14 protein-coding genes and 1 pseudogene are annotated in these 16777 nt (G+C 64.4%); 9 read left to right on the forward strand and 6 right to left on the reverse strand.

What is annotated here, in order from left to right:
• Nucleotides 1-12 precede the first annotated feature (12 nt).
• The gene (locus HMA55_RS10145; protein ID WP_181192933.1) at nucleotides 13-477 is read left to right on the forward strand and encodes a YbjN domain-containing protein; all 465 of its coding nucleotides are present in this window, start codon (nucleotides 13-15) and stop codon (nucleotides 475-477) included.
• Between the two features lie 3 nt (nucleotides 478-480).
• Complete coding sequence (locus tag HMA55_RS10150) at nucleotides 481-945, forward strand: hypothetical protein (protein WP_181192934.1); 465 nt, start codon at nucleotides 481-483, stop codon at nucleotides 943-945.
• A 9-nt stretch (nucleotides 946-954) separates the two neighbouring features.
• Here HMA55_RS10150 and leuD read toward each other — a convergent pair whose 3' ends face one another.
• Together leuD and leuC are read right to left on the reverse strand one after the other, a co-directional pair.
• The gene (leuD, locus tag HMA55_RS10155; protein WP_181192935.1) at nucleotides 955-1545 is read right to left on the reverse strand and encodes a 3-isopropylmalate dehydratase small subunit; all 591 of its coding nucleotides are present in this window, start codon (nucleotides 1543-1545) and stop codon (nucleotides 955-957) included.
• Between the two features lie 12 nt (nucleotides 1546-1557).
• The gene (gene leuC, locus HMA55_RS10160; protein ID WP_181192936.1) at nucleotides 1558-2979 is read right to left on the reverse strand and encodes a 3-isopropylmalate dehydratase large subunit; all 1422 of its coding nucleotides are present in this window, start codon (nucleotides 2977-2979) and stop codon (nucleotides 1558-1560) included.
• Nucleotides 2980-3040: 61 nt separating this feature from the next.
• On the opposite strand from leuC, the gene HMA55_RS10165 reads away from it, so the two are divergent.
• Nucleotides 3041-3727, forward strand: a complete 687-nt coding sequence (locus HMA55_RS10165; RefSeq protein ID WP_181192937.1) for an IclR family transcriptional regulator — start codon at nucleotides 3041-3043, stop codon at nucleotides 3725-3727.
• Nucleotides 3728-3762: 35 nt separating this feature from the next.
• On the opposite strand, the pseudogene HMA55_RS10170 reads toward HMA55_RS10165, so the two are convergent.
• A pseudogene (locus tag HMA55_RS10170) lies at nucleotides 3763-4235 on the reverse strand (FAD/NAD(P)-binding protein); the annotation flags it as partial.
• 516 nt (nucleotides 4236-4751) lie between these two features.
• Here HMA55_RS10170 and HMA55_RS10175 point away from each other — a divergent pair.
• Nucleotides 4752-4922 (forward strand): hypothetical protein, encoded by a 171-nt coding sequence (locus tag HMA55_RS10175; protein WP_181192938.1) that lies wholly within the window; start codon nucleotides 4752-4754, stop codon nucleotides 4920-4922.
• A gap of 483 nt (nucleotides 4923-5405) precedes the next feature.
• Here HMA55_RS10175 and HMA55_RS10180 read toward each other — a convergent pair whose 3' ends face one another.
• On the reverse strand, nucleotides 5406-5876 hold the full coding sequence (locus HMA55_RS10180) for a hypothetical protein (RefSeq protein WP_181192939.1): 471 nt from the start codon (nucleotides 5874-5876) through the stop codon (nucleotides 5406-5408).
• A 553-nt stretch (nucleotides 5877-6429) separates the two neighbouring features.
• Nucleotides 6430-6903, reverse strand: a complete 474-nt coding sequence (locus HMA55_RS10185) for a hypothetical protein (protein ID WP_181192940.1) — start codon at nucleotides 6901-6903, stop codon at nucleotides 6430-6432.
• 47 nt (nucleotides 6904-6950) lie between these two features.
• Between HMA55_RS10185 and HMA55_RS10190 the strand changes: the two genes are divergently transcribed.
• The 4 genes from HMA55_RS10190 to HMA55_RS10205 are packed head-to-tail and all read left to right on the forward strand — an operon-like array spanning nucleotide 6951 to nucleotide 12689.
• Nucleotides 6951-7580: a hypothetical protein gene (locus HMA55_RS10190; RefSeq protein ID WP_181192941.1), complete on the forward strand. Its 630-nt coding sequence runs from the start codon at nucleotides 6951-6953 to the stop codon at nucleotides 7578-7580.
• Nucleotides 7581-7633: 53 nt separating this feature from the next.
• Nucleotides 7634-7885, forward strand: a complete 252-nt coding sequence (locus HMA55_RS10195) for a hypothetical protein (protein WP_181192942.1) — start codon at nucleotides 7634-7636, stop codon at nucleotides 7883-7885.
• 26 nt (nucleotides 7886-7911) lie between these two features.
• Nucleotides 7912-10503 (forward strand): YhgE/Pip domain-containing protein, encoded by a 2592-nt coding sequence (locus tag HMA55_RS10200; protein ID WP_181192943.1) that lies wholly within the window; start codon nucleotides 7912-7914, stop codon nucleotides 10501-10503.
• Nucleotides 10500-12689 carry a YhgE/Pip domain-containing protein gene (locus HMA55_RS10205; protein ID WP_257802589.1) on the forward strand — a complete coding sequence of 730 codons (2190 nt, stop codon included), beginning with the start codon at nucleotides 10500-10502 and terminating at the stop codon, nucleotides 12687-12689. Before HMA55_RS10200 ends, HMA55_RS10205 begins: the two co-directional genes overlap by 4 nt.
• Before the next feature lie 83 nt (nucleotides 12690-12772).
• On the opposite strand, the gene HMA55_RS10210 is transcribed toward HMA55_RS10205, so the two are convergent.
• On the reverse strand, nucleotides 12773-14470 hold the full coding sequence (locus HMA55_RS10210) for an alkaline phosphatase D family protein (RefSeq protein ID WP_181192944.1): 1698 nt from the start codon (nucleotides 14468-14470) through the stop codon (nucleotides 12773-12775).
• A gap of 136 nt (nucleotides 14471-14606) precedes the next feature.
• Here HMA55_RS10210 and HMA55_RS10215 point away from each other — a divergent pair, with 136 nt between their 5' ends.
• Nucleotides 14607-16745 carry a purple acid phosphatase family protein gene (locus HMA55_RS10215; protein WP_181192945.1) on the forward strand — a complete coding sequence of 713 codons (2139 nt, stop codon included), beginning with the start codon at nucleotides 14607-14609 and terminating at the stop codon, nucleotides 16743-16745.
• Nucleotides 16746-16777 lie beyond the last annotated feature (32 nt).

A 16777-nucleotide genomic window follows, 5' to 3' on the forward strand; every position in this document is an offset into this window, starting at 1 on the left:
GAACGGTTTCCCATGACTTCTCCATCCGCGACCGCATTCCCCCTGGTCACCCAAGACCGCATCGCCGCTACCCTGGAGGCGCTCGACCTAAAGTTCTACCGCGAGGACAACGGCGAGGTCCGCACCGCGTTTCCAGGCTTAGTTGTCTTCTTTGAAGTGGAAAACGAAGGGTTTAAAGCGACGTCACGCTGGATGGCAGTGGTGGACGGCCCCGAGGACACAGAGCGGCTACGCGAGCTTGCAAACACCCTCAACCGCTCCCTACCGCTCGTGCGGGTACACCCGGTGCAGCGGGCAGACGGCACCGCGATCGCAATCGTCGAGGCACCGTTTTTCTCCGGCGACGGCTTCGCCGATGAACAACTGCGGGAAATGTGCGAGTATTTCTTCTCCGCAATTCACCACGTTGCTGGCAAGCTACGTGAGGCCTTTCCCGGCCGCGAAGAATCCTTCACCGACGGCGCTAAGGAGGCGTAACCAATGGGCACCACCAACACTTTGCAGCCCCTGTCCATCCAACGTGTCAAGGATGTGTTCGCTCAGCAAGGCTGGCAATTCGATGAGGCCGGAGAGTTCACCATCCGCTCCGGCTTTGCCGGCATCGGCTTAGAGGTAGCGCACATCGAGCCGAACGTGAACGTCATCTCCACAGTGGCCGTAGACGCTATCGGAACTGACCGGTACGCGGAGATTCGCGAGTGGGTAGAGCAGTACAACTACACCAAGGCCTACCCGACTGTGACCGCCCTGAAGGACGACAACCGCGGCATCACCGCCCTCGGGGCGGCGTACAGTCTGCCGGGGCACTGGGGATACACGGATACGCAGTTCGAGTCCCACCTGCTCACCGGCATCCAGGGGGTCGTGGCCGCATCGCGCGACTTCCTCACCGCGTTCGCGCCGCAGGTGATCCAGCAGCTCGACGCGATGGCGCAGCAGCGCTAATCCCCAGCGCTATCGCACGGCCGGCTTGAACGCCGGCCGTTGTGCTTCAAAGGCCTCGATGGCGCCCTCGTCGCGCAGCGTGAGCCCGATATCGTCCAGGCCCTCCATGAGCCGCCAGCGCGTGTAGTCGTCCACCTCGAACGCAAAGGTGTTGTCCCCGACCGTCACGGTGCGGTCCTCTAAGGACACGGTTGCGGTATCGCCTGGGTGCTGGTCCAAGTGCTTCCAAATCAGCTCGATGTCCGACTCCGGCAAGGTTGCGGCCAGAAGCCCCGCCTTGCCCGAGTTGCCGCGGAAGATGTCAGCGAACCGGGGGCTGAACACAGCGCGGAAGCCGTAATCCATCAGCGCCCACACCGCATGCTCGCGCGACGAGCCGGTGCCGAAGTCCGGGCCAGCAAACAGCACGGAACCGTTCCTGTACGCGTCCTGGTTGAGCACGAAGCCCGGCTCCGTCTCTCGCCAGTTGGAAAACAGGCCGTCTTCAAAGCCAGTGCGGGACACGCGCTTGAGGTACCGCGCCGGGATGATCTGGTCGGTGTCCACGTTCGAGCGCGTCAGCGGCACGGCGACGCCCGTGTGGGTGGTGAACTTCTCCATGGGTGTGCTCCTTTACAGGTCTGCGGGGCTTGCGAGGTGGCCGGTGACTGCGGTCGCCGCAGCGACCAGCGGGGAGACGAGGTGGGTGCGTCCTCCCGGTCCTTGGCGGCCCTCGAAGTTGCGGTTGCTTGTCGACGCGCTCCGCTCCCCCGGACGCAACTGGTCCGGGTTCATTCCCAGGCACATCGAGCAGCCCGCGGTGCGCCATTCCGCACCGAAGTCCGTGAAGATTTTGTCCAGGCCTTCCTCCTCCGCCTGCTGCTTCACCAACGTGGAACTGGGCACCACCAACATGCGGGTGTTCTCCGCGATGGTGCGGCCCTTGACCACCTCGGCGGCCGCACGCAGGTCCTCAATGCGCGCGTTCGTGCACGACCCCAAAAAGACGGTGTCGATCGCGATGTCTCGCAGGGGGGTTCCCGGAGTGAGACCCATGTAGTCGATGGCTTTTGCCGCTGCCTGCTTGGAGGTCTCGTCGGTGCAGTCCTCCGGGTCGGGAACGTTCTCCGCGAGCGGCAGGCCCTGCCCGGGGTTGGTGCCCCAGGTAACAAACGGTGTCAGAGCCGCACCGTCGATTTCCACGACGGTGTCGAACTCAGCACCGTCGTCTGTGGGCAGCGTCTTCCAGTACTCCACCGCGGCGTCCCATTCCGCGCCTGTGGGGGCGTACTCGCGTCCCTCGACGTAGTCGAAGGTCTTTTGGTCCGGTGCGACCATCCCGGCGCGCGCACCGGCCTCGATGGACATGTTGCAGATGGTCATCCGCGCTTCCATGGACATCTTCTCGATGGCCTCGCCGCGGTACTCGATGATGTGGCCCTGGCCGCCGCCGGTGCCGATCTTGGCGATGATGGCCAGAATGAGATCTTTCGCGGTCACCCCCTCCTGCAACTCCCCCGTGACCTCGATTGCCATCGTTTTGAACGGCTTCAGGGGCAGCGTCTGGGTGGCCATGACGTGCTCCACCTCGGAGGTGCCGATGCCCATGGCGATCGAGCCGAAGGCGCCGTGGGTGGAGGTGTGGGAATCGCCGCACACGATAGTCATACCGGGCTGCGTAATTCCGAGCTGGGGGCCTACCGTGTGCACGATGCCCTGCTTGATGTCACCCATCGGGTGCAAGGTGACGCCAAACTCCTCGCAGTTCTTGCGCAGGGTGGCCACCTGGGTGCGCGAGGTGGGTTCCGCGATCTCGATGAGGTCGCCGGAAGTGATGCCCTCCGTGGGCACGTTGTGGTCTTCCGTAGCCAGGTGCAGCTCGGGGTGGCGCATTTCTCGACCGGCCATGCGCAACCCGTCGAAGGCCTGCGGCGAGGTCACCTCGTGCAGCAGCTGGAAATCGATGAAGATCAGGTCGGGCTGACCGTTTTCACCTTTGGTGACCACGTGGTCGCGCCACACCTTCTCCGCCAACGTCAACGGTTTCTCCGCCATAGGAATCTCCTTCGCACTTCTTCCCTACAGTCCCACATAATGAGATGTTAGGATTCGAACTGTGAGACAGTATAACGAAGGCTCCGGCATCAAAGTGCTCGACCGCGCGGTCGCCATTGTGACCGCCGTCGCCGGCGGCGACAAATCCCTCGCGGAACTCAGCGACGCCACTGAACTCCCCCGCGCCACCGCCCACCGCATCGCCACCGCGCTCGAGGTCCACCACGTCCTGGCCCGCACCGAGCGCGGGGAATGGTCGCTCGGGCCCGCGCTCTCCGGCTACGCCGCCGGGCCCTCACCGAAGCTGCTCGCGGCCGCCGCACCGGTGATGCGCGATCTGGTTGCCGCGACAGGCGAGTCCGCCCAGCTCTACCAACTCACAGGCTCCACCCGCACCTGCATTGCGGCGGAGGAGCCGGAAAGCGGCTTGCACAATGTGGTGCCGGTGGGCTCCCGCCTGTCGCTATCTGCGGGCTCTGCCGCTCGCGTGTTCGCAGCGCATTCGCTTATCGACGCTCCGTTCGACGCCGCCGACCTCGACCAGGTGCGAGCGGATGGCTACGCAGAATCCATCGCCGAGCGCGAGGTCGGCTTGGCGTCTGTGTCCGCCCCGGTGTTCTTGCCGGACGGCGCCCTCGTGGCGGTGTTGTCCATCTCCGGCCCGGCGGAGAGGCTCAAGCCGTCACCCGCCGCGAAGTGGAAGCAAGAGCTGCTCGCGGCGAGGAACCAACTCGAGGGCGCCCTGTAGACGTCACCGCCATGCGCGCGAGCGTTTCGCCGACTTTACCCGCGGTCGATCGCGTCGAGCTCCCCATCCGGCCACACCACATTCTTGGCCAGCGGGATCTGGTGCGACGCGCTCTCCAGGATGTGCATGAAGTACCCAGCGGTGTTCGGGATCGCGACGAGGTCTCCCGCCGCCACACCGCGGGGGAAGCGGATCTTCCGCCGCAGAATCAGTTCGTCCTCAATGCAGTAGGCGCCGACCAAGAACGCCTCGATCTCCTCGCTCGGCGGGGTCCGCTTGACCAGGTAGGGGTCGATGAGGAAGTCATCCGAGGTCGTGCGGCACTGGGTGCGGTTCATGGCTAGGCCCACCAGGGGCACGCCGTCGGAACGGGTCTTGGTGAAGGCGACTTCGGCAAGGGTAGCCCGCAGCCGTCGACAAGCGAGCGCCCCGGCTCAAGATGCAGACGCAACCCGCGCTCGCGCAGCGCCTCTGCGACGCCGCCGGAGAGTACCTCGGTGAGCCAGTCCCATTACGTTGTTAGCAGTTCCGCTTGAAGGAGCCCAGGATTCGTAACTCCTAGCCCCATGCTGGGGCAGGCTATGTTTATCTGCGTTCCTTCTGCCCTTGTGGCAGTGGAACTAGTCGCTGGCTTCGGTATGGCTTGTTTTCGTCCCTGTCTGAAAATGACCCGGGGAGGTGATGCCGCCGAAGGCAGTGACATACTCCAGACTGCTAATAGGAACCTGACCCAGCCCCCCAGCGTATCGACGCCGGCCAACTCGCCTTCCGCATCCCCGCCGGCCACGGCGGCACCCTCACGTTCTCCTTCGCAGGCGAGCGCCCCTACCGCCTCAGCCTGTTCGGCGGGGCGACGCTCAGCCTGGTCAGCGCGCTGGTGTTGCTGTGGTTTGCGTGTCGACGCCGCGGCGTCGACGCCCCGACCCGCCCCATCCCTAGCGGGATAGTGGCGGCGTTGCCGCTGGCAGCCGCGCTGTGAATCAGCCCGGCACTCGGGATCGTCAGCGCCATCGGTGTCTGGGCGGTGCGCCGCTTTACCCTCCTGGCCAGCCGATACATTGCCGCCGGCGCCATCACCGCCATGGGATTGTGGCTGGCCCGCGCGCCCTGGCCTTCCGCCGGGTACGCCGGCGACGCCGCCCTCATGCTCGTGGCCGGGTGCGTTGCGGTGGCCTGCCTCGCCTGGCCGGGCTAGGTTTGGCTGCCCCCGCCCGGGAACCATTTTGGGGCTTCGGCCGGTTCCGGTCGACCGACATGGCGTTTCCCCAGGTCGCGACCGCTGTCTACGAAGAAAGTTCCCAAGACCACCGCCTCTTCGCACCAGATTCCAGGTTTTCGGCGAGCGGGTTTGCAAAAACCTCAGGTCGCGCAAACCTCATGCAGGAATTTGGTGTGCGCCCGGCCTACCATCACGCCTCAAAACCGTTTAAAGCGTGCGCTTAGAAGCGAGCGATGCAGGTCGCGCATTTTCAACCGACCCCGCCGATTTCCGGCGACCAGCATCGCACGCTTTAAACACCTCGACCGGAACAAAACCGCCCGACCACACAGGTCAATGACGGCGTGGGGTACGCAAGGTGAATCTGAAATTCATTGGGCTCCACACGTAATTTGACCCGTGCCCATGAGGGCACTGATCAAATTACGCTGGAAAACTCTCACGCAACAAGCGTGTGATCTACCAGTTCTGGAGCAAGCGGGCCCCTAGTGGCGACTGCAACGTCACCTTCATGGAGGAAGTGGAACTGATCAGGATGCACTCGTCAGGCGATCCTGGAATATTCCCTTCGTACACCCGAACTTTTACTGATGTTGCGGTTTCCGATGTCTCTGCGCGGTATCCGTAGCAAGTTTCGGTTCCGGCGGGGAAGAACACGCGTATTTGTGTGGGGCTGATTACTTGGTAGCCCGACCATTTGACTTGACGCTCATTTTTGAGATCGTTGCGCGCCTCCACGTCGGAGGGTTGTTGCCGCGTTTTGTGGACGATCCCCATTGCGCTGCTGAGTTCGTCGCCGACAGGGGTGGCTGAGACTATTCCTACCGCACTACCCACCTCCACCAACACCGCTAAAATAGCGCCGATCAAATGTACATTTTGTGCGTTCAGCCCCACGTTTATGCCGAATTTAGATAGCATGCCAGACATATTCGCTCCTTACTTCACTGGCCGACTTGCCGTTGAATCAAACATGTCCCAAATCTTGGAGGTTATAATCGGCGAACCGAGATACGCCGCACCGTTTGCCGGACCAAACGAACTCACGGAGCGGATATGTCCCAGAGTTCCGTTGAAGTCTTCTAGCCATGCACCGCCGGATGCACCACCTCCAAAGTTGCACCCATATGACATGTAGAAGTTATAGGACGACCTATTTTCGTTTTTCACCGGTACCGTGCACCGAAACATAGAGGAACCCAGGAAACGGTTGGCGGGATATCCAATTATGTCAGCTTTGAACGAGCCTGCATTTCCGGAGCGCAGTCCATGGCCACCAACCGCATCGACGAGACGTTTCCCTCTTTCTGGGTTGACAGTGACAAACCCGAAGTCAGCAGCAAACCCACGAGGTGTAGTTCCATAGTTTGCCCAGTCAGTAGTTGTGGTCATAAAATTGGCTTTGAATCTCCCATGGGGTGCAACACCGATCGTATATTCTGGGACGAATACCCAGTTTTTATGAAACTCACCTCCGCTCCCGCTATGAACGCAGTGACCGGCAGTAATTACGGTACTTTTTGTTGTCTGAGTTTACGGCAGATGCGGAGCAGACGTGATCTTTATATCTGCCATTGACTTTCTTTGAGAAAAATACTTTTCCATTCGCAGCACCGGAATTGCCGATTCGAGAGTGCGCCTCACTGGCGGTTTGAGATGATGAGGAGAACGGTTCAATAGGCTCTGATGCTTCTTGTTCACGTTCTGGCACTTCAGGGGAAACGACAACCTCTTTGCTGTTTGACGTTGCTTGGTCCGCTGCAAATGGCAAGTCGAGGGTTGCATCAACAGGAGTGGCTCTCGACATGCGATCCAGTGTCCAATACTCATCCAGCGTCATCTCCGAGGAAACTGATCTAGTCGACTGATCATTCGGGTTAATTACTCCGACAGTGGTTTCAGCTTCTTCTCCGATGAATGATTCCTGAGCATGGACTGCCACTGGCGCCACAGCCATGGCCAGACAAGCCGATGATGCCAGGACTGTAGCCCAACTACGGCGCCGTGCAACGCGCACAGTCCGCGCACCTCGCTACCGCCGCTGAAGGCAAGGACGTGCGCAACCTGGTGCCGGACTACCCCTCCGCGGGCACACCGGTGGGCGTTGCGATGGAAGGTAATGCCTCCGCATCCTCCTCCGCCGCCGACGCCACCGCCTTCGGCGGCGCCCGCGCATCCCGGTCGCTGACCGCCGCCTTCGACGGCCTCGACGACACCGCCTGGTGGCCCGCCGCCCAAGACCCCCACCCGTGGCTGCGCTTCACCCCCAACGCCAACACCGCCACCATCACCGCCACCGCCAACACGAAAGTGCAGGTCACCGACTCATCAGGCGAGCGCACGCTCAGCCTCGTCGCAGGGCAACCCCGCACCATCAGCGTGCGCGGCGAAACCACGCTCGCCCTCACCGAACCCGTCGGCATCACAGAAATCGACGCCGGCATCCACCGCATCGTCGACGTCCCCGGCACCGCCGACACTTACTTCTTCCAACGCCTCATGCCCGAAACCACCACGCTGCAGCGCGCCTTCACCACCGCCGAAGCCGCCGAATTGGAACTCTCCTCCCCGCCCTTATCGACGGCTCCTCCGCCACCAACACCGTCTTCCTTCCCGCCGGGCGCCACGACCTAGTCACCGACGCCGAAACGATCACGCTGCGGCGCGGGCCCAAGCCTGCGGCTTCGTTGTCGGCGTGGGAGCCGGTAATCGGCGACGCAATCGCGCCCGCCGACCAGGACCGCCTGCTCATCACCACCCACGCGTTTAACCCAGGCCTGCAGGCCAGCCTCGACAACGAACCGCTCACCCCCCGTCTCAGGGTCGGGCGCCTCGACCGGGTGGATGTGCGCGCCGAGGGCGCGGGCTGTGCGGTCCTTGGCACTGCCGCCGCGGTTGAAGGACTCGAGTTTGGCCCAGACCCGCGGCGTTTCCCCTAACGCCCATTGGAGGGTACGCTCGCCACGTGAGAAAGAGCGGGCAGATTCTTGGACGGGACATACGTCGCCTACTGCGCGTTCCCCGGGCCTTCATCATCATCGTCGGCGTGCTCATCATCCCCGCGCTCTACGCGTGGTTCAACATCAACGCCTTCTGGGACCCCTACGCCCACACCCAGAACATCCGCATCGCGGTGGTCAACAACGACCGTGGCGCATCCGCCGAGCGCGTCGGCGAGGTCGACATCGGCGAGCAGATCACCGAGCAGCTCAAGGGCAACGACAAGATCGGGTGGGTGTTCCTCCCCGAGGACGAGGCCCGCGACGGGCTCATGCGCGGCGACTACTACGCCATGTTCCTCATCCCGCCCGAGTTCAGCGAGGACATGCTGAGCCTGGTCAGCGGCACCTACACGCAGCCGGTGCTGGAGTACTACGTCAACGAGAAGAGCAACGGCGTCGCCCCCTCGATCACCGACGCCGGCGCCTCCGCCGTCGACACGGCCGTGTCCGAAGCCTTCAAGAAGAAGGTCGGCGAGGCCGCGGCGACCGAGCTGCGCAATAAAGGGTTCGCGTCGCGCGATGTCGCCGAAGAGGTCCGAGGCAAGGCCTCCGGGAGCTTCGGCCAGATCGCCGCCGACCTCGACGCCTCCCAGGGGCGGGTGGCCACGATGAAACAGAGCATCAGCGGGGCGCGCCCGGTCGTCGCCGAGCTGAACACCCTCGTCGGCTCCGTCGACGACACCCTCGTGTCCGTGGACTCCTCCCTTGGCGAGGCCGAGGGGATCATCGCCGAGCTGCAGAAGTCCTCCGCCGGTTTCAGCGCCGACACGTCGACCGCGCTCGTCGAGTCCACCAACGCGCTCAGCCTCGGCGCCGCCTCCGCCAACGCCTCCATCGCGGAGGCGACGGACCAGCTCGGCACCGCCCAGGGGCGGGTGCGCTCCGCCGTCGGCGAGGTCGACGGCGTGGTCAAGCAGGGCGAATCCGCCGTCGCGCAGCTGCGCGCCATATCGGCCGGGGCCGCCCTATCGCCCGAGGTCCGCGCTCAGCTCGACGCCGCGGCCAGCGCGCTGGAGGAGCGTACCGCCGCCTCCCGCGCCGTCCTCGACAGCCTGAACAACGTGGACCGCAGCGCGAGTGCCGCGCTGGCGTCGATAGGCGAGCTCGGCGACTCCCTCGAGGCCGCGACCGCCGACTCCAACGCCGCAGCGCGCGACGCGAGCACGCAGCTCGGCGAGTCCGTGCCCGCGATCAACGCATCGCTCGCGCAGGCCTCCGGCAGCGTCGCCTCCGTGCGCGGCGCGCTGAGCAGCCAGCGTGCCCTGCGCGAGGAAACGACCTCCCTGCTCGCCGGGGTGGACAACCAGCTCGCGGCCAGCCTCGGCATCCTCGACGAGGTCTCGGGCAACCTCGGCACGCTTGCCGACGGCGCTCGCTCCGCCCAGTCCGACATCAACGCCCTCCTGGCCACCTCCGACTCGAAGGCCCTCAACACTGTCACGAACCTCAACTCCGCGAAGATCGGCGAGTACATCTCCTCGCCCGTCACCGTCGAGCAGCAGGCCGTCTTCCCCACGGAGAACTACGGCAGCTCCATGGCCTCCTTCTTCACCAACCTGGCCCTGTGGATCGGCGCGTTCGTGCTGACGATCATCTTCCGCGTCGAGGTCGACACTGAGGGCTTCCGCCGCCTCACCGTCGGCCAGGCCTACCTCGGCCGCTTCCTCCTCTTCGCCACGCTCTCGGTGCTCCAGGCCGTCGTGGTGACGCTCGGCAACGTGGCCTTCGGGGTGCAGATGCAGTCCGTCACGGCCTTTCTCGCCACCGCAATCGCCATCGGGGTCGCCTACACGGGGATCATCTACTCCATCGTCTCCGCACTCGGCCACATTGGCCGCGGCATCGCCGTCTTCCTCGTCGTCATCCAGATCCCGGGCGCGTCGGGCCTCTACCCCATCGAGCTCATGCCCGACTTCTTCCGCCGCATCTACCCCTTCCTCCCCTTCCGCTACGGCATCGACGCGATGCGCGAGACCATCGCCGGGTTCTACGACCATCACTACCTCCGCTTCATGGCGGCGCTTCTCGCCATGTCCGCCGCGGCCTTCGCGCTGGGGTGGCTGTTCCGACTCACCTCCTCGCACGCCAACCTCCTGTTCAACCGCCAGCTCGCGCGCACGAACCTGATCACCAACGAGAAGGTGGAGGTCATGGGCTCGCCCTACCGCGCGTCCGACATGATGGCCGCCCTGTCGGACCGGGATGAGTTCCGCGGTGGCGTCGAGAAGCGGGCGCGGATGCTGCGGGAGAACTACCGCACCCTTATCTTCGGCGGGATCGGCGCGGGCGTTGTCGGCATCGCCATCATCACCCTGCTCACCACGCTCCTGCCCACCGACAAGACGATCATGCTCTCCATCGTTGTCGGCTGGTCGCTGCTGGTCATCCTCTACCTCGGCGCAGTGGAGTACTTCACGCAGAGCCTCGTCGACGCCGAACAGGTCTCGCGCCTCGGCGAGGCCGAGCTGCGCGACGCCGTGATCCACCGCCACGACTCCGCCGGCACCAGCGTCACCATCGGGCCCGCTGACGCCGAAAGCGAGGACACCAAGTGAGAACCGTCTTCTCCATCGCCTACAACGACCTGCGCCGGCTCTACACCAACGTCATGGCGGGCATCGTCATGGTCGGCCTGATCGCCATCCCCTGCCTCTTCGCCTGGTTCAACGTGCTGGCCACGTGGGACCCATTCGGCAACACCGAGCGCCTCGAGGTGGCGGTGGCCAGCACCGACCGCGGCCACACGAGCGACCTCACCCCGCTGACCGTCAACGTCGGCGACATGGTACTCTCCCAGCTCTACCGCGACGACTCGATGGACTGGGTCATCACCGACGCCGACGACGCCATCGAGGGCGCGAAATCCGGCGAGTACTACGCCGCCATCGTCCTGCCTCCCACGCTGAGCGACGACATGTTCACCTTCTACGCCGGCGACGCCGAACCCAGCCGCATCGACCTCTACATCAACGAGAAGAAGAACCCCATCTCCCCGCTGCTCATCTCCAACGGCACGCAGGGCGTCAGCGCCCAGATCAGCGCGTCGTTCACCAGGGCCCTCGCCGAGGTGTCATTCGGGTTGATCGAGACGGCCTCGGACTTCTTCAACGAGGCGGAGACCAAGCAGGCGCTCGACTCCATCGGGACGCGCACCGCCAGCGCCCGCGACCAGCTGCTCTCCAGCGCTAGCACCGTGGACGCGCTCGCCTCGCTCACAGAGTCGAGCGTGCCGCTCGTCGACAGCGCCGAGCGGATCTCCGGGGCGCTGGGCGACTCTCTCGGGCAGGTCCGCCCCGTCGACCTCGGGGTCACCGGGGCGAGCCTCGGCGGAGGCGGCGCGGCGCTTGCGGCGGCGCTGGGGGCGACGTCGGTAAGCTTCGCCGCCGTGAGCGACCGTGTCGACCAGCTGCTGGCGGACTCCTCCGCCACCTCCCAGGCCACCGCCGCGAGCCTGACGGACATCGCCGCGCGCATCGATGTCCAGGTGAAGCAGTACACGGCCCTGCGCGACACCATCAACGGGCATGTCGCCCCGGTGCTTCCCCCCGACGCCCAGCCGGGGGTGCGCGCGGTGGTCGGCGACCTCAACGACGCCATTGCCCGCCAGACGGCCGTGCGCGACGGACTCAACGACGCCGCCGCGCGCCTCACCGCCGGGCAGGGCGGCCGGGACGGGAAGAACGCGGACCGGCAGGAGATCGAGGACTCGATCGCCCGGGCCCGCGAGGCGATGGACTCGGCCAAGAATTCCTACGACACCGGGATCCGCCCGCGCCTCGAGGCGCTGTCGGGCTCGCTGGACAACGTCCGGGCGAACGTCGACAAGGCCCGCTCGGACATGGACGGCGTCTCCTCTGCCCTGGTCAACCGGCCCGGCTCGCTGCGCGACACCCTCGCAGCGTCCGGTGCGAACCTGCGCGACACGGCGGAATCCCTGCGCGCCAACGCGGCGAGGATGCAGGAGGCGCAGCAGTCGATCGCGCAGGCGCGCTCGAGCGGGGACCTGACGAATCTGGCCGACCTCGTCTCCAGCCACCCGGAAGTGCTCGCCGACGCCCTCGTCGACCCAGTCAAGGTGGAGCGCAAGGAGGTCTTCCCCCGCGTCAGCTTCGGCGCCGGCATGGCCCCGCTCTACACGGTGCTCGCCCTGTGGGTAGGCGCCCTGTTGACGTCGGTGGCCGTGCGCACGGACGACCGCTCCATCGAACAGAACGTGGTCGATCCCGGCCGCGTCACCGCGGGCCAGAAGTACTTCGGCCGCTACCTGACGTTCGTGACCACCGGCCTGGCCCAATCCACGCTCCTCATGGCGGGGCTCATCGTCTACGTGGGCATCGAGCCCGCGCACCCCTTCCTCCTCTTCGTGGCGGGGTGGGTCTCGAGCCTGGTCTTCCACCTGATCTGCTACACGCTGGTGCTCTCCCTGAGCAACGCCGGCAAGGCCGTGGGCGTGCTCATCCTGGTGCTCCAGGTCTCGGCGGCGGGCGGCGCCTACCCGCTGCAGCTGCTGCCGGGCTGGGCGCAGGCGATCAGCCCCTGGCTGCCCGCGACTTACTCGATCCGCGCTATGCGCGCCGCGGTCTTCGGCACCTACGGCTGGGACTTCTGGCGAGCCCTCGGCATCCTCGTCCTCTTCGCGCTGCCCTTCCTCTTCCTCGGCCTCTGGCTGCGCCACCGTCTGCACCACGCGATCAGCCGCATGGACGAGGCGGTCGCCCAGACCAAGGTGATGATGACGTAGGCCGCCCGCCTACAGCTCGATGGTGCCGCGCACGCGCGCGGTGACCGCCCACCCAGATGTCGCGGCCGTCGTCGATAAGCAGATTATGCTTCGACGAACCCCTCGCCGATGCGCCACTGACGCTTCGTGCCGAGGCTGACTGCGGCATCCGGGTCCTCCACGTCTGAAACGCGGTAGTACAGCATGTCCACGTAGTCGTAGTGGATGCTTGCGATGCCGTAGCCGTGCGCGTCAAAGTCGATGTGGTTGACCCACGGGTTGTACTCGCGGATCATCCGCTCCACCAGCAGCGAGGTGGAGTTGTCCTCCCTGTGGTAAGTGCCGAAGACGTCTGTGAGAATGTCGTCCACATTCGGAGCGGAGATCGACGTTGTCACCATCTCGCACCCGATCTCCCCGAAGCCGGAAGGCGAAACGATAGAGTTCGCCCACTCCGAGTGGATGTCGCCAGTAAGGAACAACGCGTTGGACTCTTGCTCGTCCAACATGGTGAGCACGCGGTCGCGCTCCGCAGCGTAACCGTCCCACTGGTCCGAGTTGACGGTGATGCCCGTTGCGCGTTCTTGCATGTACCCCGAAGCAACATTGGCTTTATCGTTGTTTTGGACGGTGACAAAACGCATCGGGGAGATCATCACCGAATTGCCCAGCACATCCCAGCGCGCGTCAGAATCCTGCAGCTGCTGTGCGAGCCAGTTGAATTGTTTCTTGCCCAGCATCGTGCGCTCAGCGTCCACTGATTGATCGCCGGTGGTCTGCTCACTGCGGTACGAACGCAGATCCATCATGATCAACTGCGCCAGTGTGCCGAAAGTGAAGCTACGGTAGAGCAGCTGGTCGTCGTCTTCCGCAGAACGCGCTCGCACCGGAAGCCACTCGAAGTACGCTTGCTCGGCGTTGCCCAGACGCTCGTGCCACTGGCCCTCCACACGACCGTCGGTGTGGTTCTCCGCACCGTCCAGCCAGCTGTCGTTCGCGGACTCGTGGTCGTCCCACACCACAATCCACGGGCAGGCAGCGTGCGCTGCCTGCAGGTTGAGATCAGTGCGGTAGCGGCCGTGGCGCTGGCGGTAATCCTCCAGCGTGGAAATCTCCCACTCCGGGTGGTGCATACGCGCCACGCCACTTTTGCCCGCGTACTCGCCAGTGGGATATTCGTAGATGTAATCGCCCAGAAAGACCACATGGTCGATTTCGCCGGACCGGGCACGCTGCGCCATATCCCCGTACGCCGCGAAGAAGCCGGATTCCCAGTTCGCGCACGATGCGATGGCGAGGTTGAGCTGGTCGAGGTCCGCGTCCGCCGCAGGCGCGGTCAGCGTCCGGCCAACCGGCGAAACAGACCCCTCGAACGCGCCGCTTCGCACGATAAAGCGGTAGAAGTATTCGGTATCCGGCGTGAGCCCGGCCGGATCAACGTGCACCGTGTGGTCCGAATCCGCAGACGTGGTCACGGTGCCCGTCGTCGGGCTGGAGAAATCCTCCGACGTGTCAATCTGCCACTCCAGCTGCACATCCTCGCCGAGGCCGGAGCCAGGCAGCGCCTCACGCGACGGAGTAACGCGTGTCCACAGCACCACACGGTCCGACAGCGGGTCGCCGGAGGCAACCCCATGCAGGAACGGCAGATCCCAGTTCTCAGCCGGGGTGGGCTCCTCCGGCGTGGAAACAGTGTTGCGACGGGCAGCGTAGGCACCGCCCGTGCCGATGGCGGTAACGGCGGCAGCCGCAGCGGCAGATTGCAGGAACACACGGCGGTTCACACTGAATTTTGCGCTCATACAGGTAACTCTCAACTAGGTGCGAATCGCTCGCAACAAGGGCAATGCCTAGTTGCCCAAAATTCACTTTCAATTCACCAAGGTGACGCAGTGCTTGTAACCGGCTGTTAAAACCGCGTGATTTAAGTGAGCAACCATGACCCTCACGCATTCTCCCCGCATGTACTCCGTGCACCGCCGTGCAGCCGCCACCGCGGTTGTCATCTCCCTGTTCGCGCCGCTCACCACCGCCGTTTCCGCCGACGCGCAGGACGATGCGATCAACACCAAGATCAGCCGCATCGTGCTCGGCATCGGCTCCGACGCCACCGAGGCAAACCTGGCCTGGCAGTCCAGGCGGTCCGGGACGCAGTTCCTCGAATACTGGCCTGCCGGCGAGCCGGCGGACGTCACCCGCGTTGAATCGCCCGCCGGGCCGTACAACGCCGCCGTTTTTTACCCGCACGAGGCGAAGATGACCGGGCTCCAGCCGGAAACCGAGTATGTCTACCGCGTTGGGGATGAAAGGCGCGGCTGGAGTGGGCAGCGCTCGTTTACCACCGGCGCTGATGCTGATTCCTGGAACTTCCTCGCAATGGCGGACGCTCAGATCGGTGTGGACGCGAAGATCAAGGAACAAGCCGCCGCCTGGGACAAAGCCGTCAACGTTGCTACAGGCGAGCACCCGGATTCCGCCTTCATCATGCACCTGGGCGATCAAGCTGAAGGCTGGGGCGCCCCCGTCGCGCAGCTTGAGGCGTTTACCGCACCGGAGCAGCTGCAGAAATATCGCCTCGCTGTGCTGAAGGGCAACCACGAAACCTACGCACCCGACAGCCACTTCCGGGACACCTACTTCCTGCCAAACGAGGTGGGCAGCACCGCGAATTACTTCTTCAACTACAACAACGTGCTGTTCATCGGCCTCGACGGCAACCGTGCCAGCGCCGCCGACATTGACACGCACGCCAAGTTTGTCAACGACACCATTGCGGAGCACGGCGCTGACGCGGATTGGGTGATCGTTGGCATCCACCAGGCCCCGTTCTCGCAGGGCACCCACTACACGGACCCGGATGTCACCGCGCTGCGGGACTCCCTGACTCCGAAGCTCTCGGAGGCTGGCGTCGACCTCGTGCTCAGCGGCCACGACCACATCTACACCCGCACCCACCTGATGAACGGGTTTACCCCGGTCATCCCCGAGGGCGCCTCCAAGTCCGGCGACATTCTGATCCCAGAAGACGGCGAAGTACTCTACGTCACCTCCACCACCGCGACTGGCGGCAAGTACTACGACTTCCAGGACAAGAACGGCGAGAAGCACCCGAACATCCGTGAGGAACGCGCCCGCGATCTGGCGCACGACTCCACCGCTCGCTGGCGCCAAGACTATAACCCGGACTACACTAGCATCGACGTCTCGCCGACCGAGCTGAAGCTGACCACCTACAACATCAACACTCCGTACGTGGTGGACCAGGTGACGCTTCGCAAGAAGGACGACGAAAAGCCGCAGGAGACCTCGACCGAGCAAACCTCGACGCAGACCCCGACGGAGGAGTCCTCTGCCGCTGCCCCGACCCAAGGCGAAACCGCCACCACGGCCGAGACTGCAACCGAGCCTGCGCCGGAGACCGAGAAGTCAAAGCCGGTAACGATCACCACCACGCAGACGTCCGAGAAACTCGTGACCACCACCAAGACGTTGGTTGGCAAGGCCACCGTCACTGAGACGGTCACGCAGACCTCGCCGTCCACCAAGGTTGTTGAAAAGACCAAGACGGTGCCCACCACGGTGAAGGAAACCGTTGTCCAAACTGAGACGGTGAAGGTCCCGACCACGATCACCAAGAACGCCGAACCCCAGGTCGTGACCGCCACGGAAACGTCTGAGAAGGTCCTCACCGAGACCACCACCTCTACCGGCAAGGCCACCGTGACTGAAACCTCGACGCAAACCTCGCCGTCCACCAAGGTTGTGGAAAAGACCAAGACGGTGCCCACCACGGTAACGGCGACCGTGGTGAAGACCACGACGGTCGCTGTGCCGACAACGGTGACCAAGGGCGCCGAGCCGGCTGCGACCCCGTCTTCCACGTCCGCAGCCGAGAAGCCTCATGGCGTTGACACTGAGGGCAGTGCCTCCGGCAGCAGCACCTCCGGCAGCAGCACTGGCGGCATCATCCTCACCGTGCTGGCCATCCTTGTTGGGCTGCTGGCGTCCATCTTCGCTGTCCTTGTCCGCGTGAACCCGCAGTGGGTTGAGGACATCCGCAACCAGTTCAACATCTAACGCCGAAGCACCAGCCAAGAGAAGGCCCCGAC

It is taken from the genome of Corynebacterium wankanglinii (genome assembly GCF_013601005.1).
Lineage (GTDB): Bacteria > Actinomycetota > Actinomycetes > Mycobacteriales > Mycobacteriaceae > Corynebacterium > Corynebacterium wankanglinii.

Coding starts and splice junctions, on each gene's coding strand:
- HMA55_RS10145 (WP_181192933.1), top strand. CDS start 13: ATGACTTCTCCATCCGCGACCGCATTCCCCCTGGTCACCCAAGACCGC.
- HMA55_RS10150 (WP_181192934.1), top strand. CDS start 481: ATGGGCACCACCAACACTTTGCAGCCCCTGTCCATCCAACGTGTCAAG.
- HMA55_RS10210 (WP_181192944.1), bottom strand. CDS start 14,470: ATGAGCGCAAAATTCAGTGTGAACCGCCGTGTGTTCCTGCAATCTGCC.
- leuC (WP_181192936.1), bottom strand. CDS start 2,979: ATGGCGGAGAAACCGTTGACGTTGGCGGAGAAGGTGTGGCGCGACCAC.
- HMA55_RS10185 (WP_181192940.1), bottom strand. CDS start 6,903: ATGGCTGTGGCGCCAGTGGCAGTCCATGCTCAGGAATCATTCATCGGA.
- leuD (WP_181192935.1), bottom strand. CDS start 1,545: ATGGAGAAGTTCACCACCCACACGGGCGTCGCCGTGCCGCTGACGCGC.
- HMA55_RS10180 (WP_181192939.1), bottom strand. CDS start 5,876: ATGTCTGGCATGCTATCTAAATTCGGCATAAACGTGGGGCTGAACGCA.
- HMA55_RS10215 (WP_181192945.1), top strand. CDS start 14,607: ATGACCCTCACGCATTCTCCCCGCATGTACTCCGTGCACCGCCGTGCA.